General features: G+C 36.1%; 20 protein-coding genes. 7 read left to right on the forward strand and 13 right to left on the reverse strand.

From position 1 onward, the window contains the following. Window positions 1–131 precede the first annotated feature (131 nt). From cshA to AC3WSO_RS22105, 5 genes are all read right to left on the reverse strand, one after another. Window positions 132–1,655, reverse strand: a complete 1,524-nt coding sequence (gene cshA / locus AC3WSO_RS22085; RefSeq protein ID WP_492533670.1) for a degradosome RNA helicase CshA — start codon at window positions 1,653–1,655, stop codon at window positions 132–134. Window positions 1,656–2,006: 351 nt separating this feature from the next. Then, window positions 2,007–2,699, reverse strand: coding sequence for an alpha/beta hydrolase (locus tag AC3WSO_RS22090; protein ID WP_492533672.1), 693 nt, complete (start codon window positions 2,697–2,699; stop codon window positions 2,007–2,009). An 87-nt stretch (window positions 2,700–2,786) separates the two neighbouring features. Continuing rightward, window positions 2,787–4,154, reverse strand: coding sequence for a UDP-N-acetylmuramoyl-tripeptide--D-alanyl-D-alanine ligase (locus tag AC3WSO_RS22095; RefSeq protein ID WP_492533674.1), 1,368 nt, complete (start codon window positions 4,152–4,154; stop codon window positions 2,787–2,789). A gap of 11 nt (window positions 4,155–4,165) precedes the next feature. Then, window positions 4,166–5,245, reverse strand: a complete 1,080-nt coding sequence (locus AC3WSO_RS22100) for a D-alanine--D-alanine ligase (protein ID WP_492533676.1) — start codon at window positions 5,243–5,245, stop codon at window positions 4,166–4,168. Window positions 5,246–5,610: 365 nt separating this feature from the next. Then, window positions 5,611–6,366 (reverse strand): hypothetical protein, encoded by a 756-nt coding sequence (locus AC3WSO_RS22105; protein ID WP_492533677.1) that lies wholly within the window; start codon window positions 6,364–6,366, stop codon window positions 5,611–5,613. A 372-nt stretch (window positions 6,367–6,738) separates the two neighbouring features. Here AC3WSO_RS22105 and AC3WSO_RS22110 point away from each other — a divergent pair, with 372 nt between their 5' ends. Continuing rightward, the gene (locus AC3WSO_RS22110; RefSeq protein WP_492533679.1) at window positions 6,739–7,926 is read left to right on the forward strand and encodes an FtsW/RodA/SpoVE family cell cycle protein; all 1,188 of its coding nucleotides are present in this window, start codon (window positions 6,739–6,741) and stop codon (window positions 7,924–7,926) included. A gap of 62 nt (window positions 7,927–7,988) precedes the next feature. Here AC3WSO_RS22110 and AC3WSO_RS22115 read toward each other — a convergent pair whose 3' ends face one another. Next, window positions 7,989–8,126, reverse strand: a complete 138-nt coding sequence (locus AC3WSO_RS22115) for an Lmo0850 family protein (RefSeq protein ID WP_004232019.1) — start codon at window positions 8,124–8,126, stop codon at window positions 7,989–7,991. A gap of 607 nt (window positions 8,127–8,733) precedes the next feature. On the opposite strand from AC3WSO_RS22115, the gene AC3WSO_RS22120 reads away from it, so the two are divergent. The 3 genes from AC3WSO_RS22120 (at window position 8,734) to cls (ending at window position 12,444) form a co-directional block, all read left to right on the forward strand. After that, a complete protein-coding gene (locus AC3WSO_RS22120) occupies window positions 8,734–9,894 on the forward strand; it encodes an MFS transporter (protein WP_492533681.1) in 1,161 nt (386 codons plus the stop codon). Between the two features lie 89 nt (window positions 9,895–9,983). After that, a complete protein-coding gene (locus tag AC3WSO_RS22125) occupies window positions 9,984–10,775 on the forward strand; it encodes a YwqG family protein (protein ID WP_492533682.1) in 792 nt (263 codons plus the stop codon). A 211-nt stretch (window positions 10,776–10,986) separates the two neighbouring features. After that, complete coding sequence (cls, locus tag AC3WSO_RS22130; protein WP_492533683.1) at window positions 10,987–12,444, forward strand: cardiolipin synthase; 1,458 nt, start codon at window positions 10,987–10,989, stop codon at window positions 12,442–12,444. Between the two features lie 58 nt (window positions 12,445–12,502). Here cls and AC3WSO_RS22135 read toward each other — a convergent pair whose 3' ends face one another. The 4 genes from AC3WSO_RS22135 to AC3WSO_RS22150 form a co-directional block, all read right to left on the reverse strand. Further along, on the reverse strand, window positions 12,503–13,279 hold the full coding sequence (locus AC3WSO_RS22135) for a M15 family metallopeptidase (protein WP_492533685.1): 777 nt from the start codon (window positions 13,277–13,279) through the stop codon (window positions 12,503–12,505). Window positions 13,280–13,796: 517 nt separating this feature from the next. Beyond that, complete coding sequence (locus AC3WSO_RS22140) at window positions 13,797–14,045, reverse strand: hypothetical protein (protein WP_492533686.1); 249 nt, start codon at window positions 14,043–14,045, stop codon at window positions 13,797–13,799. 53 nt (window positions 14,046–14,098) lie between these two features. Continuing rightward, window positions 14,099–14,860 carry a membrane protein insertase YidC gene (gene yidC, locus AC3WSO_RS22145; RefSeq protein ID WP_492533687.1) on the reverse strand — a complete coding sequence of 254 codons (762 nt, stop codon included), beginning with the start codon at window positions 14,858–14,860 and terminating at the stop codon, window positions 14,099–14,101. Window positions 14,861–14,999: 139 nt separating this feature from the next. Further along, complete coding sequence (locus AC3WSO_RS22150) at window positions 15,000–15,794, reverse strand: helix-turn-helix transcriptional regulator (protein ID WP_492533689.1); 795 nt, start codon at window positions 15,792–15,794, stop codon at window positions 15,000–15,002. A 496-nt stretch (window positions 15,795–16,290) separates the two neighbouring features. Between AC3WSO_RS22150 and AC3WSO_RS22155 the strand changes: the two genes are divergently transcribed. The 3 genes from AC3WSO_RS22155 to AC3WSO_RS22165 all read left to right on the forward strand — a co-directional run bounded on the left by AC3WSO_RS22155 (window position 16,291) and on the right by AC3WSO_RS22165 (window position 20,103). After that, window positions 16,291–16,941: a LytTR family DNA-binding domain-containing protein gene (locus AC3WSO_RS22155; protein ID WP_049663393.1), complete on the forward strand. Its 651-nt coding sequence runs from the start codon at window positions 16,291–16,293 to the stop codon at window positions 16,939–16,941. Window positions 16,942–17,313: 372 nt separating this feature from the next. Next, window positions 17,314–18,834 (forward strand): succinyl-CoA:acetate CoA-transferase ScpC, encoded by a 1,521-nt coding sequence (scpC, locus tag AC3WSO_RS22160; RefSeq protein WP_349661723.1) that lies wholly within the window; start codon window positions 17,314–17,316, stop codon window positions 18,832–18,834. 123 nt (window positions 18,835–18,957) lie between these two features. Further along, a complete protein-coding gene (locus tag AC3WSO_RS22165; RefSeq protein ID WP_492533691.1) occupies window positions 18,958–20,103 on the forward strand; it encodes an MFS transporter in 1,146 nt (381 codons plus the stop codon). Between the two features lie 13 nt (window positions 20,104–20,116). Here AC3WSO_RS22165 and AC3WSO_RS22170 read toward each other — a convergent pair whose 3' ends face one another. The 3 genes from AC3WSO_RS22170 to AC3WSO_RS22180 form a co-directional block, all read right to left on the reverse strand. Then, a complete protein-coding gene (locus AC3WSO_RS22170) occupies window positions 20,117–20,425 on the reverse strand; it encodes a YbyB family protein (RefSeq protein WP_492533693.1) in 309 nt (102 codons plus the stop codon). A 749-nt stretch (window positions 20,426–21,174) separates the two neighbouring features. Further along, window positions 21,175–21,456, reverse strand: coding sequence for a GNAT family N-acetyltransferase (locus tag AC3WSO_RS22175; protein ID WP_492533694.1), 282 nt, complete (start codon window positions 21,454–21,456; stop codon window positions 21,175–21,177). 185 nt (window positions 21,457–21,641) lie between these two features. Further along, window positions 21,642–22,556: a DUF1002 domain-containing protein gene (locus tag AC3WSO_RS22180; protein WP_492533695.1), complete on the reverse strand. Its 915-nt coding sequence runs from the start codon at window positions 22,554–22,556 to the stop codon at window positions 21,642–21,644. Window positions 22,557–22,688: the final 132 nt, after the last annotated feature.

Here is a 22,688-nt window from a genome sequence, read left to right on the forward strand (position 1 = left end):
GTTTTATCAATTTCGCCTTGGCGTTCTCGTGCTGTCGCTTCGTATTTTAATATGGACATCCGCTAAAAGAAGTTAAAAAAACCTTACAGCCACTTAGACTGTAAGGTTTTATCATTTTGATGAAGATAAAATTAATCTTCGTGACGACGTGGGGCACGTGAACGACCTTGTCCACCTTCACGGCGACCTCCATCACGGCGTCCGCCTTCTCGACGATCTCCGCCGCGTCCTCCACGACGATCTCCGCCACGTCCGCCATCACGACGTCCGTTAGAGCTACGGTTGCCGCCGCGTCCACGATCTCCGCCACGATTGCCAGAACGCTCACGACGCATTGGTAATGGACGTTCTTCAGTAATTGTTACTGGCGAGTCATCTGGCTCTTTTGTTAATGAACGAATTGCTGCAGCTACGACATCGATTGCATCATGGTTTTCAAGTAATTCTGTAGCAAGTGTACGATAATCACCTAAGTCGTTGTTCGCAATAAGACCTTCAAGTGTCTCTACAGCTAAGCGTTGTTGACCAACTAAAGCTTCGTCAGTTGTTGGTGGACGAAGTGGTGTCATACGTTTTTTCGTTGTTTCTTCTACGATACGTAAGTAACCCATTTCGCGTGGCGTTACAAACGTTACCGCAAGACCTGATTTACCTGCACGGCCTGTACGACCAATACGGTGAACATAAGACTCAGGATCTTGAGGAATATCGAAGTTATAAACATGTGTTACACCAGAAATATCAAGCCCACGAGCAGCTACATCTGTTGCCACAAGAATATCAATTTTATTTTCTTTAAATTGACGTAATACTGAAATACGTTTTGCTTGGCTTAAATCACCGTGAATGCCTTCAGCAAGGTAACCACGAATTGATAACGCTTGTGCAAGCTCATCCACGCGGCGTTTTGTACGTCCAAAGATGATTGCAAGTTCTGGTTGGTGAACGTTTAATAAACGAGATAAAATATCGAACTTTTCACGCTCAGCAGACTTCACAAAATATTGATCGATGTTATCAACTGTTAATTCTTTTGCTTTAATTTTTACGATTTCTGGATCACGCATAAATGTTTCAGCAATTTTACGAATTGCTGGTGGCATTGTTGCTGAGAACAGTAATGTTTGACGTTCAGATGGAACGTTTTCTAAGATTGAATTAATATCATCAATAAAGCCCATGTTTAACATTTCATCTGCTTCATCAAGTACTAATGTTTGAACATCTTCTAATTTTAAAGTACGACGATTGATATGATCTATAATTCGTCCAGGTGTACCAACGATAATTTGTGGTCTATTTTTCAGCGCACGAATTTGACGGCCGATTTCCTGACCACCATAAACTGATAATAATTTTACGCGTTTGTCATAACCAATTTTATAAAGCTCTTCAGAAACTTGAATTGCTAATTCACGAGTTGGAGCAATTACTAATGCTTGGATGTTAGGGTTTTTCGGGTCAATTTTTTCGATAAGTGGAATCCCGAAAGCGGCAGTTTTACCTGTACCTGTTTGCGCTTGACCTAATACGTCACGGCCTTCAATCGCAAAACGAATAGTACCTTCTTGGATTGGTGTTGCTTCTTCAAATCCCATACGCTTTACAGAACGTAATGTAGATTCGCTAATATTTAATTCTGAAAAATTTGTCAAACTTCTCAATCTCCTTTTTCTGCTTTTAAGTTGACAAATGGTTACATTTTCAGATGAAGTTGTCGGCAAATTCGAGCCTGTGTTGTGGAACGTTTCCGTTACTTAAAAATTTTCTCTATATGTTGGTCACATAGAGCTCTCTTATATGAAAAGGAAAGCCCGGTCTTTACCGAGCGGTTTGATTCTGTCGTAATTATTCACTTTAGAATAAAACCGTTGTGTTCAAAAAAAAGTACTCTTCAATCAAATATGAAGAGTCTTCGCACAAAATGTATCCATTGCTTACACTAGTCTAACATGGGATTAAAACGTATGCAACGATAACGCATGAGTCGTAATAATCTGACTACTTTAAGAGCTCTTTAAAAATGACAAAACGTTAGAAAACCATTCAGAGCAATCTTCGCCATAACAAATATGGTGCTTGCCAGTATCAGATAAATACAAGGTTTTTTCGTTTGAAGTTAATTGATCAAATAAAAAGCGAGCAGTATGATAGGGCACAATCCCGTCTAATTTCCCTTGTACAATATACACCGGAATTTTAATATCTTTATAATACGGCTCCACCCTTCGAACAAGCTTCATGAATTCTATCGTTGAGGATAGTGGCACATGATTAAACTTATGCCGGTATCGTAAAAACAGCTCGTTATTAGACAAATTACGATAGTATGCCTCAGTTGCCAACATTTTAAAATCTTTGACCAGTTGCTTCGGACTCACATATTTGGCAGCAGCGCTAAGTAATACGAGCTTTTTCACTTTATATCGCTTGGCTAAATAGAGTGCTATAATACCCCCCATTGAAAATCCAACTACTATTACTTCATCTACTTTTTTGGCAAGAGCACGAAAAGCGAGCTCGGCATCCATTAACCAATGCTTAGCAGTGAAACCACGCATTTGTAATTCTTCTCCATGCCCTGACAAGGTAGGTTCTTCAATGAGCCAATTTGTATGCGTTCGTAAATAGGTAGTAAAAGGTTCTACTTCATAAGGTCCGCCTGAAAATCCATGTATACATAACACACCTACTGACATTCTTTCACCTCTAAATGTGTAACTCATATAAGTCGATGAATGAAAGAAAGAATCGGTGAGAGAATGTCCCACCGACTCCTTGTTTCATCACTTCGTAAATGCACGTAAGATCGTTTCTAACTTCATACCACGAGAGCCTTTTAGTAAAACGATAGACTCCTCGTTAGCTTGCTGTAGTTTTTCGATAATTGGCGTATAATCATCCTCTGCATATAACAAATGGTCCTCATCAAATCGCTCTTTTAAAACTTCATTTAAATAAGCCATTCGTGGGCCAAATAAACATACATAGTCGATTTCTTCTGCATGAATATCCTTCGATAAATCTTCATGGAAACGCTTTTCATTTGGTCCAAGTTCAAGCATATCACCTAGTACAAGCCATTTTTCTGGGCGAATCGTTGTCGATGCAACAAATTGAATAGCCGCCTTTACAGAAGTTGGTGCCGCATTGTAAGCATCATTAATAAATAATGCCCCATTTGATCCATTCACTTGCTGCATGCGCATATCCGTAAGAGCTACTTGTTTTAAGGATGCACGTATTTGGTCATCATTTAAACCTAGCTGTTGTGAAATTAACATTGCCACTAATGTATTTTTCACTTGATGCTTCCCGAGAACTGAAATAAAGAAATCTCCTTCTATCACACCATGTGTAGAGAAGCTACTTCCATCCGCAGTTGCTTCAATATTGTCTGCATACAATAGATTGCCGTTCTCTAAGCCAAATGCCACCGCTTTCAACTGCTGCTCTTTCGTAACTAACTCTTGTAGTAGCGGTTCATCTCCATCATAAAACAGCACTCCATCTGATTGCATTCCCTGGATTATTTCAAATTTGGCTTTAGCAATTCCTGCACGTGAGCCTAAATCTTGCATATGAGCCTCGCCAATGTTTGTAATCACTGTCATATGTGGACGAGCAAGTTTCGTTAAAAACTCAATTTCACCAAAACCACTCATACCCATTTCAAGTACGGCAACATCAGTATCTTCATCTAGCTGTAATACCGTAATAGGTAAACCTAGCTCATTATTAAAATTCCCGATTGTCTTTTGTACTTTAAAAAATGGTGTTAGCGTTCCTGCTAAAATATCTTTCGTCGACGTTTTACCATTTGAACCAGTAATGCCAATAAACTTCGCCTTATGCTCACTGCGATAGGCACGTGCCATTTGCTGAAGCGCCACTTCTGGATCATCTACAAAGAGTAATGGTACACCTTGAGGTGGATTCGGTTCATCTTTCTGCCAAAGAGAAGCTCCTGCTCCTTTTTCAATAGCCTGTAGAACGAATTTATGACCATTGGCCTTTTCACCACGAAATGGAACAAACAAGTCCCCTTGTTGAATTGTTCTAGTATCAATGGAAATTCCTGATACGACCGTGTCACCAAAAGCTGGTACTTCTTCATTTAACCATGTAGCTAACTGCTTTAATGTTTTTTTCACAATAATCCCACTCAGTCTTTTTTATAGTGAAGCTGTTGTTTTTCTTCAAAACGCTCAATTGCTAAAGTAATCAGACGATCAATAAGCTCTGGGTAACTTACATTTGTATGTTGCCAAAGAAGCGGATACATACTTACAGGTGTAAAACCTGGCATTGTATTCACTTCGTTAATATAAATGCTGTTATCGGCCGTCACAAAAAAGTCCGCACGAACTAAACCGCTCCCATCAATAGCTTTGAACGCACGTTTAGCTAGCTCCTGTAAATTAGATACTGTATCCTTAGTAAGCTCTGCTGGAATAATAAGGACTGTTGAGCCATCTTTATATTTAGAGTCATAATCATAAAAGTCAGTGACTGGTTTAATTTCACCTGGTACAGAAACTTCGGGGAAGTCATTTCCTAGCACAGCAAGTTCAATTTCACGAGCAATTATACCTTGCTCAATTACAATTTTACGATCATACTGTAGGGCTATTTCGATAGCTTTCACTAATTCATCGCGATTTGTTGCCTTGCTAATTCCAACACTCGATCCTAAGTTTGCAGGTTTTACAAACATTGGCCAATCCAGTTTTTCTTCGCAACGAGCGAGGATAGCCTCCTGTTCATTAGCCCATTCACTACGAATAAAATACGTATATGGAACTTGTGGTAAGCCGGCAATTTCAAATAATTGTTTCATAACTACTTTATCCATGCCAGTTGCTGATGCTAATACACCATTTCCTACATAAGGTAGATTTAGAACTTCAAGTAAACCTTGTACAGTACCATCTTCACCATTAGTACCATGAAGCAATGGGAAAATTGCGTCAAATTTCATGGATTTACCATCTTTATCAATTAAAAAATCTGTAATATTATTTTCTAAAATAGTGGCATTATCACCAAATTGTAATTCTTCAATTGTACTTGCGGGTTTTTTTAGACGCTCACCGCGGCGCCATTCCCCTTCAAGGGTAATGAAAATCGGATATACTTCATACTCCTCGAAATTCAAAGCTCCCGTGACTGCACGTGCTGTCGATAATGACACCTCATGCTCGGCTGACTTTCCACCGTATAATAAACCGATTCTTTTTTTCATTTTTGTGCCCTCCACATACTTCTTGAGTACTATTAGTTTATCATGAAACGTCTTTATAAATGACATCAATTTCGCCTTGCCGTAATTGTAGCTGACGCTTTGCTTTCCCTACATAAAACATCTGTAGCTAACGCTACGCAAAACATCAAAATAATTACTGAATGACGTTAAAAATCTCACCGTAATTTTGACGGTGAGATTTAGTGTATATTCATTCTACGTACAAATGAATAGATCAATTATGCCTAGGCATAATTGCGTCAAGAATCAGCTTTGTGCTTAAGCCTGCGTGACGCAGGTCAGTTAGCCATTATCGCATGGATGCGATGATTTCAGGCTAACATCCTTTTATCCGCTGAAAGAAGTTAAATAATATAAATCAATTCATCGTGCTCATTTTTCAAAATTGTACTTTTTAAATCATCCCATACCTCATCCGGATAGGAATACTCTGACAGATTGCGAATTTCGATACCGTAAGCTACTTTAGGCTTTTCAATTCTATACAATGATAACAGTGCCCCATCTTTAGTAAAAGAACGATAGGCACGCAAAAATTCCGGTGAAATAGCAGGAATACTCGATTTCACCTTCCGTCGCCAAAAACCAGTGCTACGTTCCTTTTCACGAATCAAACTGTTCAAAACATTAGCAAGGAGTAAATCGGAATCACTTAAATGGCGAAAATAAACTTTAGTCATTTTCTCTAAATCTGAAGAATAATAGACAAATCGATTTTGTAATTTATTAAAAAATGGCGAAGTAATCGGTTCTTTTTTATGACTAATGTAAAGCAGCTCTCCTTGTTCCATCGGTGTTAGTTGGTCTAGCCTCTTCTCATCCATAAAGTCTATCCAACATAATTCTTTGGATTCTGTAGCTTTTTTTACAAACTGAGGTACTTCATCTTCTGATATATAATCGAACTGAGTATGCATATTAAAAGAACCATCTTCATAGGTATGTTTCAATAACAGTAAGTGATGCAGTGGTTCAAGTGCAGCCACAAATTGCGAGAATTTAAGCCCGCTAAAAACAACAAATTTATTGACCTCATTCATATGAACATAAATATGATACATAAAATCGTCAGCTGACTTCAATTTTTTAGCCACAACCATCACCCCATTCTTCACTATATTATAAAACTAAACTTGAATTTTTTGAAACATTTTATGTTAATAATCGTCATAACAATATTCACAGGCGTAAAAGTGTTTTTTACGTTATAATATGAATGTTAAAGATGCTATTGCATATATGTTTTTTAACTACTCGGAATGAGCACATTTAGAACGAATATAATTCTATTCATTTCTTACAAATATTTGAGAGGATTTCTAAACCAAAAGCAAATATTCTCCCCCTACTTTCGGTTTAATATTCGCCTCTTGAGGATTCATCATAAATATATTTGGTAGTATATTGAATCAGAATTAATTTTAATCAAATTTACTCATTAAAGAGATACTATTTTGATATAGGTGGCTTGTATGGAAAATAAACGAAATTTCGCGAATCGTTTTGACTGGACGCTCGCTTTTATACTTCTTTGCTTTCTAGTCATAAGTTTGTTAGCCATTTCGTCGGCGCAAACATCAGGTCAGTACGGCGTTAACTATGTTCCTTTACAATTGCGATGGTACGTCATTTGCTCAGTAATTATTGGAGTAGTTATGTTTTTTGAACCTGACCAATATAAAAAATTGTCTTGGTATATGTACGGTGGAGGCATCTTCTTATTAGTACTGCTTATTTTCATGCCAGAAGGTCCAGGACAAATCGGTGCAAAAATTAATGGTGCAAAAAGTTGGTATCATACACCCCTTGGAAATATTCAACCTTCTGAGTTTATGAAAACCTTTTACATTTTAGCACTTGCTCGACTTATTAGTAAGCACCACGAAGTTTATACTTTTAAATCCATAAAAACGGATTTCATATTGCTAGGTAAAATCATTGCTACACTATTATTACCTTTAGCCCTTATTCTGAAGCAGCCTGACCTTGGTTCAGCCTTAGTATTCTTCGCCATTACGGCTGCTATTGTCATTGTAGCAGGTGTATCATGGAAAATTATTTTACCAACTTTTTTAGGTGGCGCAATAGTAGGTGGTTCTTTTTTATGGATGGCACTCCATATGCAAAGTTTTTTAGAGAACACATTCGGCTTAAGATCATATCAGTTTGCTCGAATCTATTCTTGGTTAGATCCATATTCATATTCTTCTAGTGAGGGATACCATTTAATTACTTCCTTGAATGCCATTGGTTCAGGTGAGATTTTCGGTAAAGGCTACCGCGGTCGTGAAGTTTACGTTGCCGAAAATCATACCGATTTTATTTTTACAGTTATCGGAGAAGAATGGGGTTTTATTGGCGCTAGTATCGTTATTTGTTTATTCTTTTTATTAATCTATCATTTAACAAAAACTACCCTGTTATTGAAAGATCCATTCTCAACATATGTATGTTCTGGTATTATTGCAATGATTACATTCCACGTACTTGAAAATATCGGTATGACTATTCAGCTATTACCTATTACAGGTATTCCCCTACCGTTTATAAGTTATGGAGGAAGTTCATTGATGGGGAACGCTCTAGCCATCGGTCTTGTTTTCAGTATGCGTTTCCACTATCGTACTTACATGTTTACAACTCACGATGATGACGATTAATTACGGATATAAAAAATGGGTAGCCTCATTAAGAGACTACCCATTTTTATTTGTAAAACGAGTTAAGCTTGAACTTGCGGTGTTTGCGTTGGTGGTGTGAGCACTTTTAAAAGTTCAAGTCGAGACTTTGTTACAGTGGCTGTTACACCCAACTTAGATAAATTCGAAACAATCTTTTTCAAATCTACTTCTTTTGTCATACATTCCACCTCAATCTTTCCTCGAATTTATATAACGTTTTATTTCCAAAAAAGTTTCATTTTTGCAAAGTGTATGATGTCTGACGAGTTAATCTCTTTCTATCATACCATTTAACTTTGCTTTAAAATTTTTCATTTTTGTTACAATGTAAATTTTTCCTCTTTTCAAATCATTTACCATTAAATAACAAAATCCAAACATAATAAAATACCGATATACCCTCTAGTAGTATACCCTAGATATAATTTAATACTCTATGCGACATTCGATACAAAAAATCAAAAATAGAATGAGTCCAGTTACTTACGTTAGTTCGCCACTCATTTTCGGTGTCAATATAATTCCATTGTTAACAGTTTGTCATTTTTTATACAGTGTTCAGCCTCTTTCCTCTACTTCGCTCGCTCAAATTTTACAGCTTTCCTTAAGAAGTCACCCAGCCTTCGCTATATAAAACCTTCGTATACATCTTTACAAAATATCCTCCCCTACTTTAGGAATGATCAAGAAAGTATTGAAACTGTTTATTCTTCCGTTTTCTTGTAATAACAATAATAAGAGAGGTAGAATATACATACTAAAATATTGTATGAAAGCAGGGACTGTATGAAAAAGGCAATTTTATTATTAATGTCTGTCCAATTCCTCGTCTACCTTGGATTTGGAATTATTATACCTGTCTTACCTGAGGTTATAGTTCAGCAAAATTGGGATAATATACATGTAGGTGGTTTACTTACAGTGTATTCGCTCGCCAGTTTTTTCACTGCTCCTCTTTGGGGTATGCTGTCCGATAAGGTAGGTCGTAAGCAACTTATATTAATAGGTCTTGTAGGTTTTAGCTTAAGCTTTGTTATTTTCTCATTATTTATTAATAATTTAGTAATGTTATACATCTCACGCGTTGTGGGTGGTTTATTCTCGGGAGCACTATATACAGCTGTAACAGGCTTTGTAGGAGATATGTCGAGTGAGGAGGATCGCAATAAATATATGGGTCTCATGGGCATGTCCATCGGGCTCGGTTTTATTTTCGGTCCAGCAATTGGTGGGATGCTCGGACACTATAGCTTGCAGCTACCCTTCATCGCTTCTGCAACACTAATAGCACTATTATTTATTTATGCAAGTTTCGTTTTAAAAGAACCTACAAAAAGAAAAGATACAAATAAACGTGCAATTGTGCCAAAGGGTGCTACAAAAATGCTGCAGTACCGTGTGCGTTATTTATTTATGTTCTCATTTTTAGTAACTTTTATGCTGGCAGGAGTAGAAGCGACTTTCCAGTTGTTCCAAATTGATCGAATTCAAATTACACCATTACAAATTGGTTATTTGTTTATGTTTAGTGGCTTTGTAGATGCAGCTATTCAAGGCGGTGTGGTTAGACGAATTAAAAATGGAAGCGAGACAACTTGGTTAATAGGTGCACAAATTGTCACAGCAATGGGTATGCTTTTATTCACTTTAACTGTTAACTTATTTATGGCAGGTTTAGCTCTCTGTGTTTTCACAGCAGGAAATGCACTCGCAAGAACATGCGTTGTATCTCTATCAACTAAAGAATCTGGTGGTCAATACGGAACTGCTGCAGGTCTTTCCTATTCGATGGATAACCTGGGACGCATTCTAAGTCCACTATTCTTTACTTGGCTATTTACTATGCAATCTAGTTTAGGCTATTATACTTCAGCAGCAATAGCTGTCGTTTCAATAAGTTTAATATTTATTTTTAAAGCATCAAATAAATCTTTACGCCTTGAATAATTTGTTGATAAAAAGCCGTAACTTAATAGTAATTCAAAGCTTGTAAAACGCATCAAGAAATATTGGAGCGGACTATCGGAGGGCTCTGCATGAACAAAACAACAAATTTTTTTCTTCCAAAAGAACTAGAATCGTTTCGTTTTGAAATTGAAGAAACACTAATTTCAGCAATGATTATCACACCCTTTAAGCGATCAACTACGTTAACGGAAAGTAAATTTGCTGGAGAACCTTATTTACCAAATTACCAGACATATCCGAAAGATATTGCAGGTGAACCCATGCGGCTATTAGCTCAAATTAACTTTGCAGAAATGCCACCTCTAAAGGATTTCCCATCTCAGGGTATTCTGCAATTTTTTATTTCATCTAATATTTTCATGAATGCTGATCATTATCACGAGGATATTTTTCAGCAATTTTATAAAATACGTTTTTATCCTACCATAAATTTTGAAGCAACACCCCTTAGTCAGGAGTTTTTAGCACAAGTAGCAGACGATCAGTTCCCTATTCGTCAGGAACTAGCATTACAATTTCAACTGATTCAAGAACCTGTTTCTGCTTTAGATTATCGAGCTATACATTATTTACCAAACTTAATTCCCTCATTAGAAGATGTAGATATACGGGAAATTTATTTACAAAACTTCTTAGGGGCTGGAGCTAAAATTGGCGGTTACGCCTATTTTTTAGAGGAGGATATCCGTCATGAATCACAGCTTCTTAAACGATATGATGTATTGTTACTCCAAATCGACTCTAATGATGAAATCGGTATTATGTGGGCAGATAGTGGTGTTGGGAAATTCTTTATTAACCGAGAAAAGCTCCTCCAAAAGGATTTCTCTGATATTTTATTTCAATGGGAGCATTACTAATCATTTATCTTCATTCAGCAATGATTTTCCATGCGAAAGCAACAATACAACTATTTTAATTCAACAAAGCAAAATGGATTTTGGATTACCTCGTTCTTGTTTGGAGGTAATCCTTTTCCATGCTTACTAACCAAATTTCATATCTTCTTTCCACTTATAAAGTAAGTTATACTAAGTGTATTGTGCAAATATAGTAAAGGCAGGTGTAGGAATGAGTATTTTTACCGATGTTGGATATCTAGTACCTTTAATTATGTTTGTTAATATTTTGGCAGCAATGGTCATAATTTTTTTGGAGCGTAAAGATGCCACTTCTACCTGGGCATGGATTCTCGTACTATTTTTCATTCCATTAGGTGGGTTTATTTTATACTTGATGTTCGGACGACAACTACGAAAAAAACATTTATTCCGTTGGGAAGGACGTAAGGATATCGGTATCGATAACCTCATTAGCTATCAGACAGAAGCGATTCGAGATAATACGTTCGAGTTTCGGATCGAAAATGCGGAAAATTATAAAGAAATGATTTACATGCATCTTAAAACAAATAATGCTGTATTAACGCAGGATAACCACATTGATATTTTTGATGATGGTGCAAATAAATTTGAGCAGCTACTTGCAGATATTGAGGCAGCAAAAGATCATATTCACATTCAATATTATATTTTCCGTTTAGACGACCTAGGTACACGCATTGTTAATGCACTTATTAAAAAAGCAAAGCAAGGAGTTAAGGTAAGAATCTTATATGATGAAATGGGCTCACGAAATGTAAAAAAACGCCATTTTAAAGAATTGCTTACTGCAGGTGGAGAAGTCGAAGTATTTTTCCCATCCATTTTGCCACTTATAAACCCTCGTTTAAATTTTAGAAATCACCGAAAAATTGTTGTGATTGATGGTCGTATTGGTTATATTGGTGGTTTTAATGTTGGAGATGAGTACCTTGGTCTAGAAAAAAAGTTTGGCTATTGGAGAGATACACATTTACGTATTGAAGGAAGTTCCGTCCATCCATTACAAACACGCTTTTTACTTGATTGGAACCAAGCTTCCGCACAACAGAAAATGGGCTATTCAGATCGTTACTTCCCTGCTATTCCGAAAAAAGGTGATGTGGGCTTACAAATCGTGTCTAGCGGACCTGACTCTAACTGGGAACATATTAAAATGGGCTACTTAAAGCTTATTAATATGGCGAAAAAGTATATATATATCCAAACGCCATATTTCATCCCTGATGTTAGTTTTTTAGAGGCTATTAAAATTGCGACACTTTCAGGCATTGATGTAAGGATCATGATTCCAAATAAGCCTGATCATATGTTTGTTTATTGGGCTACATATTCATACGTAGGACAATTATTGCGTGCAGGAGCAAAAGTTTATATTTATGAAAAGGGCTTTATTCATGCTAAAGCAATTATTATTGACGATGAAGCATCTACAATTGGTACTGCCAACCTTGATGTACGCAGTTTCAGTTTAAATTTTGAAGTAAATGCCTTCATTTATGACTCAACGATTTCACATCAGCTTGCTGAGCTGTTTGAAAAGGATATTTTTGATTGCACTGAATTAACTTGGGAAATGTACCAAAATCGTTCCGCATTAATAAAATTTAAAGAATCCATTTCACGCTTATTAACACCAATCTTGTAGAATGTAGAAAAGGAAGAGAGCTAGTTCGTATCGTTACGAACAACTCTCTTCCCTTTTTTTATTTCACACCTAGATATTCTTCTAGCGTTATATTTTGTTTTTTTATGTCTTTTGCTATGTCTACACCCACGTAACGGTAATGCCATGACTCATACATATAACCTGTGATGTCTTCTTTATTTTTGGGGAATCGTAAAATAAAGCCATAGTCTTGAGCATGTGTAAATAACCATTGGCCTGCTGGTGTTTCACCGAATTCTTCAGTTAGCCATAATTTATCTTTACCGACTTCCCCTATATCAAAGGCCAAACCGGTTTGATGTTCTGAATAACCAGGGCGAGCACTATAGCGATCAGCGGCAGCTTGCCCATCACGATTTACATAGTTATTATATAATGTTGTTTGATATTCAAAAGATCGATAGCCACTAAAAGCTACTAAATTAAAACCTTGTTGTTTTGCAGCAGCAAGCATTTTATTTAGAGCTTGACGTGCCTCTGGAATTTCTTCAGGCGCAAAGGTAGATGGTAGCGGATATACTTTATTCGCTAATAAAATTCCTTTAATATATGTCGGCTCAGTTGGTAATGTTTGATTTGGTATATAGCCATTTTCATCTACCTTTTGCTCGGGCTTCACCGGATTATCCGCTGTATTTTTCGACTCTTCTTTTACAGGTGAATCTTTTTTAGTTGGTTCTGCTGTTTGTTGTTCATGTTCATCTGATGCATTACTTATCTGTTTATTTTTATAGTTATAAACTACGAAAATAGATGCAATAAGCGCCACCGAGATTAAAGCACCCAGGATGAGTGGAAAACGTTTCTTTTTCACTATTTTTTACCCCTTTTAAAATTATCCAGTACTACATGGTAAGTATCCTCTTTCAAAGAATTTAGAAAGAACAGTCCTAGTAAGTACCGATACTATTTTGTACTATATTGGTTCATCACCTAAAGTTGCGGATACTTACTATGTAAATAAGTTGATCTTCGTTACGACTGGGCGACTCCTTGGGGATTAGCGTCACAGACTAGACCCTGTAGCGAGCCAGTAGGGGAACGAAGGCTAAGAGCATCACATCCTGTGATAACACCTTCGTGACCAACATCGTGTTGGCCTAAGCGGCTCAGCGGACGTCCCCAGAAAGCTCTGCTCTGTGTGAAAGCGTAGCGTCAGCAACAACAAATGTTTATCTGTGCGAAAGCGTAGCGTCAGCAACAAAGCGCCCAGTCGGAACGGAAATCAACCACACGTTTTAGCGATGATCCACTATATTGGTATAGTCTCATTTTAGCACTGTTCACAATTTAGGGTGTAGATTTTCACCAATGATTTCAAAATTAATCTGTTAGTCTGTAAGAATAATAATAAACACTACTATAGAAGCAACTGAGAAAAAGATTGCCATATACTTCATCCATTTGGCTTCTTTTATATAACCTTGCTCTTTAAAACTTTTTGCTCTAAATCCATTCGATACGGCAAACATAATAGTCATTGCAAATACCGCAAAGTTAAAATTACCTATGATAATAAATACGATAGCCGCGATACTAAAAATTGCGACTAGAATAGATGATAGCCACTTTGTATTCATCTTACTGTCCTCCTAAAAAAATCGAGGCTACATAAGCGCCTCGACAAATAATTTTATGAGTTTACTTTTTCCGGATGTTCCGAATAAAATTTTCGACCGATATATGTTTGAATAATCAATAATGCACCGCTGACCGACCAGTAAAGTGGTAGGGCTGCCATAGATGACATCGAGATAAAGACAATCATAATTGGTGAAATATAAATAAACATTTTCATTTGTGCTTTTTGTTGCTCTGGTACTGTCCATAATGATACACGTGCTTGAACTAAATAAACAATACCTGCGACAATTGTCATAGCGATATCAGGTGAACCTAAGCTAAACCATAAAAATTCATGTGTTTTCACGTCTGTAGAATATAAGATAGAGAAATAAAGACCCATGATAATAGGCATTTGAATTAACATTGGTAAACAGCCCATGTTGAGTGGATTGATGCCATGTTTTTGATATAATGCCATCATTTCTTGCTGATACTGCATTTGCTCTTCTTTTGTCTTAGCTTCCTTCATCTTTTTCTGAACAGCTTCCATTTCAGGTTTAAACGCATCCATTTTCGTTTTCATCTTTTGTTGCTGACGGTAATTTTTTAACATAATCGGCATTAAAACTAAACGAATAAGAACCGTAATTGCGATAATTGCTAAACCATAGCTACCTGAAAATATAGTGTTACCGAAAAATTCCAATAAAAATTCCATAGGTTTTACAAAGATACTATAGAAAAAACCTTCTTTGTTTTGCACAGCTTGACAGCCACTAAGAACAAAAACGACAAGTCCAAGCATTGAAAATAGCTTCAAATTCTTCATTTTTCCACCTACTATTATTTATCAACTAAAATGAAGTATACATTATCGGGTCCATTATTATCAAATAGCAAGCATAAAAAAGATGCGAGCTTTAGCATCGCTAATACGTCCGCATCTATTTATTAATCTTTTTATGGCTTTAAACGTTTTGAAGCTCTGATTCCGCCATCTCAAAACGATAAAACTCATGATGTAGCTCGTCTCGGAAATGTTTGGGCGTTACCCCAGTATATTTTTTAAAGATGCGGGTAAAATAGCTTTGATTACAGAAATGGAATTGATCTGAAATAGAAGTTATACTTTTATTCGTGTGTCTAAGGTAGTACTGTGACTCTTCTACTCGGCGTACATTTAGATATTCAACAAGTGTAATACCAACATGTTCTCTAAAAATACGTGATAAGTGACTAGTACTTATATGAAAATTATTTGCGATGCTTTCCACTGTTAAGTCATTTTCCAATTCATCATTTATATACATTATTACTTTATTAACGGTCTGGTGACGAAAAGTCGGTTGCTTGCGATCTGCGATGAAATAGACAAAAAAATCAATTAAATCATCAGCGAATTGTAAAAATTCGGCGTCTTTCATTTGATTTTCAATCATATCATTACAAGCAATGTTAAAAGCAAAAGCTTTTTTCGAAGGAACTTGATTGTCTAGCAATTTACGTGCAACAATTGATGACAAAACAGAAAAATAACTTCGAACAATTTTAATGACTTGTTTGCCAAAACGTATGGAAAGAATATCAATTAATTTATGCAAAGATTTCTTAGCCTTTACAGATTCTAAATGGTAAATTTCAAATACTAATTTCGACTCAATATTAAAAAATTCTTCTACACCGATGTATTGGTTAATACTATCGATTTCCTGAAAGTATCTTTTGGATATCGTTTCTGACATAGAATGTTGATGTAGTTGCATAATCTTCCCCATCTTTCCTCAGATTGCACGAATTGCTGTTACAATTCTTGACACCAATCTACTTATTTCAAAATAAGAAAATAGTATTTCCTTATTAATTGTACGAATTGAGTCATATTTCATAATTATATAATGAAAATAACCCAACTATACCATCAGTTACAAAAAAAAATAGACTATACAGTGAATTTTACCATATTCTGCGATTTCCTTTCAACCACATTTTGTCTTTCACTCTAGTTCTAATTTATCATATATACACAGTAGAAACCCCGTAAACTTATTTCGCACAATTAAATTTTACCATATTTATATTAAACTGAATTAGTAATTTTTTTAAACTTGTTACAAATTATGTAATGTTGTTTTACACCTATATTTTTCATCAATCGACATTTCTCTTTTTTATTCCGAAATCTTCTCTATATAATTTATATGAATATGTAGTAAAATAGATGATAATACTATTTTTAAAAGTTTAGACGAGGTGTTAATAGTGGATCCAAAACAAATAGAAGAAATTATGGAGATTATTAAAGAGTTCTTCCCCGAGAATACTTCTATCGCAATCTCCGATACAAATGAATACTTGTACTACCAAGCAAGCAAAAAAGTTGATTTAAAGATCAAGCCTGGTGACCCAATTAAAGAAGGTTCAGCAGCTCATAAAGCGTTAAACTACGGACAAAAGATCAGCTCTTACATTGAGCCTGATGTATTTGGAGTAGCATATTATGGCATGAGTATTCCTTTAATGGAGGAAGGCGAAACTAAGGGTGCTATCACTGCAATCTTCCCACAAAAGCCATCAGCATTTTTAACGAACTACATTACTATTAAAATTGATGACTGCTGGTACCCAATCAAACATGATCAAGTTATTTATCTTGAAACACAGCTTCGAAAAACATTTGTTAAAACGATGAGTCGTGAAGGCTACCACCGCTTAAACCTAAGTGATCTTGAGCTATTTTTAGCACCTGACTCATTTATACGCTGTCACCGCTCTTATATCGTTAACATTGACTACATTGATGAAATTCAACCAGATTCTCATTCAACGTTTTTATTAATTATGAAAGACGGTACTCGTATTCCAGTTAGCCAACGCTATGCTAGTTACTTCCGTCGCTCTTTAGGTTTCTAATTTTTTTATAAGTACAGCGAGCATTTTAATTGTTCGCTGTACTTTTTTTCTTGCTGAATTTAAATGCTCTTCACCAACCAATCGGAACGGAAATCAACTCCACATTATATAACTGAATTTTCAAAAGTAAAATTCTCTAAATACAATACACCTCTACATTAAAACGTTTTCTCTGTCGAAAATTCGTTTTTATGCTCATTTTTCCTGTTTTTACTCAATTTAATGCTATTTCTAAAGTAATTGTGACAATTTGGTGATAGTATTATTCAAATGGTTGGTGTCATACTACAACTAAATAAACAGAAAATTCTTACACGTTTTTTCTAGTTTTGTAATCGGTTTCCATAAAACTTTTTAGGGGAGGACTTTTTAATGGATGCAATTATTCAAAAACGCCTAGGCTTAAAAGAACTTGAAAGTAAAATTGTTACTGCTGATGAAGCTGCAGCACTTATCTCAAACGGTGATGTAGTTGGTATGAGTGGATTCACTCGTGCGGGGGACGCAAAAGTTGTTCCTATGGCCTTAGTAGAGCGCGCTAAAAACGAAAAATTCAAAATTGATGTATATACAGGGGCTTCTTTAGGACCTGAAGTTGATAAATACTTAGCTGAAGCTGGTGTTATCCGCAAACGTGGACCATTCCAAGGAGATGCAGGTATTCGTAACTTAATTAACTCTGGGGATGTACTATATGTAGATGCTCACCTTTCACATAATGCTGAATTAGTTCGCCAAGGAATTATCGGACCAATTAAACATTTAATCCTTGAAGCTGTTGCTATTACAGAAGATGGCTTCATCATCCCAACAAACTCAGTGGGTAACTCACCTATCTTTGCTGAATACGCTGAGAATATTATTATCGAGTTAAATATCTCTCATCCAGAAGCTTTAGTAGGTATCCACGATATCTATGTACCAGCTGAGCAAGGTAAACGTGAAGCGATTCCAATGACTGATGCTATGCAACGCATTGGTGATATCGGTATCAAAGTTGATCCAGCTAAAATTAAAGCGATTGTTATTTCTGAAGAGCCTGATGCTCCTTCATTAATCGTACCACCAGATGAAGAAACACAAACAATGGCTAACATTTTATTAGACTTCTTCCGTGATGAAATTAAAGCGGGTCGTTTAACAAAACAATTAATGCCATTACAATCTGGTGTTGGTTCTGTTGCAAACGCTGTACTTGACGGCTTCGCTGATTCAGAATTTGAAGATTTAGTTGTTGCTTCTGAAGTACTTCAAGATGCTGTATTCAACTTAATTGATGCTGGTAAAGTTAAATTTGCTGCAGCTACTTCAATTACGCTAACTGAAGAATTACAGAAAAAAGTATACGGCAATTTAGAAAAATACGCTGATAAAATTTGCCTACGTACACAAGAAATTTCTAACCACCCAGAGCTTATCCGTCGTTTGGGTCTAATTTCAATCAACACAGCTCTAGAATTAGATATCTACGGTAACGTAAACTCAACTCACGTATCAGGTACTCGTATGATGAATGGTATCGGTGGTTCAGGTGACTTTGCACGTAACGCACGTCTAGGTATTTTTGTTACTAAATCATACGCAAAAGGCGGCGCTATCTCTTCAATCGTGCCAATGGTTTCTCACGTTGACCACACTGAACATGATGTTGATGTAATCGTAACTGAGCAAGGTATTGCTGACTTACGTGGTCTTGCACCAAAAGAGCGTGTACCTTTAATTATCGAAAACTGTGCACACCCAGATTACAAAGAACAACTTTGGGATTATTATAACCGTGCTGTAGAAGCAACTGGTAGCCATCAAACTCCTCATATTTTAGAGGAAGCACTTTCTTGGCACGTAAATCTTGCTAAAAACAAAACAATGAAAAAAGAAGTTGCTAAAGCTTAATTTTCATAATTTAGGAACGCCTCATTAAGTTAAAAAACTTATGAGGCGTTCTTTTTTGCCGATAGTGGTATAATAAGAGTGATATTCATTCTCATTAACATATAATTTTCTATCGGAGGAGCTATGAAGAAACTTATTTATTTGATTATATTCTTTTCGTTTTTCGACCTATTTACTCAACTTCCGGTCATGAGTACATATGCAGAATCCTTAGGGGCATCAGCCTTCTTAACTGGTCTAGCAGTAGGCATGTATTCCCTTGCCAATACATTCGGTAATATTATCTCTGGTTTTTTAACAGATCGTAAAGGACCATTCGTTATTTTAATGCTAGGTCTCTTAACGACAGGTCTTTCACTATCCCTTTATAATTTTGTAGAAGATCCTATTATTCTATTAGTAGTCCGCTTTGTACATGGATTAGTTGCGGGCTTTATCGTTCCTGCTGCTTTCACATTTTTAGCGAATGCTACTGAGCAAGAAAAAAGAGGTAAGGGCAGTGCTGTCTCTGGAGCATTTGTTGGTATCGCTGCAATAATCGGTCCTGCATTTAGCGGAATTTTAGCGAGTCGTACTAGCGTGCCATTCGTTTTTAATATAACTGCATGCTTTATGCTCTTGTTAGGGATACTTGCCTTCTTTTTATTAAAATCAAATCAGGTAAAAAAAGAAAAGTCTGCTTCAACTGCAAACATTCCTTTTTATGTACTTTTTAATAATCCAGATACATTGAAAGCCTTCACCAGTGCATTCTTTTTAATGTTTTCTCAAGGAGTTATTGCCTATCTTCTTCCACTAAAAGTGCAATCTTTAGGCTTTGATTCACGTTTAAGTGGGACTTTGATGAGTACGTTTGGCATTATTGCTGTTCTCATATTTATTTTGCCTACTAATCGTATTTTTGATAAGGTTGCTCCCATCAAAACATTATCACTTGGTATAGGTTTAATGGGGATCAGTCAATTATTAATTAGTCAGGCAGATTCAAGTACGTTACTTTATATTGCAATGGCCTGCTATGGTATCGGATTTGGCTTCTTATTCCCATCAGTCAATTCACTTTTAATCGACTCTACGACGGCAGAAATCCGCGGAAAAGCCTATGGTTATTTTTATGCCTTCTTCTCACTAGGAGTTGTCCTAGGTTCCTCATTACTCGGATGGCTTTCACTAGGTATTGTCAGTGGCTTTATATTTACCGGAATTGTATTATTAGTATTTGCAACGATCATCATATGTACACAAAAAAGACCTTCTCACGTAAAATGAGAAGGTTTTGTTGTTATTTCTCTTGTTCCTGAATTTCTCCATTGAAGTAATGGATACCTGTATGCCCTCCACCTTCAGCAACCATTTCATTTGAAGCTATTTTTGTTGGAGACGTTCCTGCTTCTGTCGCTACTTCAGTAGATATACGCTCTGTAATGTTTCCATGCATCTCCATATTCGTTGTATTGAAATAAGATGCTAATTTAGATTTTGCATTATTAAACATACTCAATGCTTTATCACGGTTTTCTTTTTTACTTAAATAAGATGCTGCTAAAGTTAACCCTACTAGCATAACACCTGATCCTTTACGTTTGGCCATTATAAATCCCTCCCAAAAATATAAAAACTAGCTCCGTAATATATCTTTTCCCTATTTTTTGAGGACTAAACATAATTTTTATATACGCTACAGCATATATAAAGAGAGAGAGTCATCTATTCCCCTTCGCCTCCATATTATAAACACATTTCTTAGTACATCTATATTTTTTCGCAAATAGTGAATTATTCTTCTACAAAATTTTAAGGTAATCATTTTTTCATACTCACCATATTTTTGTAACTTTTTATGATTACAAAGGACAAGTAAAGGGAATTAATGAATTTATACTAATAACAGGAGAGTGATCATCATGAAAGATTTAGATTCAGTATATGATTGGGTAGACATGGCTTCATTAATAGGTGGAGCAGGCATCTTAACAATACTAATTTATAGTATTTTACTGTAAGGAGCTACATGAATGGTCTATAAAAAATCAATTATGCCTTGGCATAATTGCGTACATAATCGGATTTATGCAAGCACATAGAACTCCTTTCCGATTCTGTGACATCCTCCGGAGGATTTAACTTCTTTCAGTAAGTGTTTTACAAAAACATTTACTGAAAGAAGTTAAAAGGCAATCGGCTTATTTTTATCCCGCGTTAACGGGCAATAGTTTTCACCATAAAATTTTAGCAAAACTAAAGAAGTAAAGTTGGATTAAAACTGCCCGTAAACACCCGATTGGTGAAGACTAATAATCAGTGGGGATGAAAAAAATCCCCACTGATTAAAGTTTCACTTTATTGTTTTACATCATTGTAAGCGTCGGATTTTTCAAATGCTGCAACTACATAAGAACAAACCGCTTCCATTTTATAGCCTTGTTCACGTGCATAGGCTGCGGCATGATCCAACAATTTTTTGGCCACCCCTTGGCCACGGAGCTTATCTGATACATATGTGTGATCCATGACCATTACTTGACCCTGTTGCTGCCACGTAATTTCCGCTAATCTTTCCCCTTCTTGCTCATAAACAAAAGCATGCTTTTTATCCGCTAGCTGTTGTAATTGAAATTCCATTTCTCACCACTCCTTTTTATCATAGTACCATAGCTTTTTATATTTTTACAAAGCTAGTGAGTGGCACTTTAAAAAAGTTTAAACCTTCTAGAAAAATAAAAGAATCCGCTCACTTTCTCTAACAATCAGGAGAAAGTGTTGCAGATTCTTTTCTATCAATTTTACATTGATGTAATTGGTCCGGGTTAATTAAACCATGATGCGATTGTATCCTTTAAATTAGCAAAGAAACTTTTCACACTTTCCCAGAATCCTTTATCCTCCATTAGCGATCCGAATTTTTCTTTAATCGTATTGCTAATATCATCTAATTGTTCAGACCATTTACCAAAATCAATATCTAGTTTACTAATCTTGTTCATCAGATCAACTAGCAATTGACGGTCCTTTTCACTTAAATTAATTTCAAGCTTGTTTAATTGCTCTTGCACAATCTTTTCAACCTCTTCTTTGGTCGCTGGCTTTGCTTCTGCAATTTCTTTTTTGATTTCTGTTAGTAACTCTGCAACCTTGGCATCGTCAACTCCTGCCGATTGCGTAAGAGTAGTTGCTACTGATAGCTCGTCATTTGCAACATCTGTACGCTCAGTATCAAGCTTTTCACCTGTTTTTACTTCGTAAGCTTTGTATATTCCCACAAGCGCTGAATGACCTGTTACTGCTTTAGGTGCAGCCACCTGTACTGTTGCATCTTCAATACCTGCAGTTAGCATGGCATTTGCATACATCTCAGATGTAACCTGTGTAATGTTTGATGGTGTAACAATTTCAATAACTAATCCTTCTCCTGCATTTTTACGCGTGATTTTGGCAGAAGAATACATACGGGAACTTGAATTACTATCTTTAATGTATTTAGCTAAGTCTTGACCTGATACTGTTATTTCTTCAACTTCAGGCTCTTCGTTCACTTTTAATGACTTTTTTACAGACTCTTTTTCTGCCTCAGATAAGTTTGCACCATATACGACAATCGGTACTCCTAATTTTTCATCAATTGCTTTAGGTGGCGTATTATCAGCCGCAAAACCTGTTGCGGGTGCCATCACGCCAAATACTAACATTGTCGCTGTTAGTATTTTTATCCATGTTTTTTTCAAAATTGTGTGACCCCTTTCGTCCAAAAACTCATTTGGCCTGTAAAATGCATGCCAATCAATAACTAAACAATTATTAGTACGAAAAAAAGACGAGAAGGTTTCAAAGGGCTCTCGTCATTTTCTTTAATTTTA

Source organism: Lysinibacillus sp. EB106-09-02-XG168, from assembly GCF_058791475.1.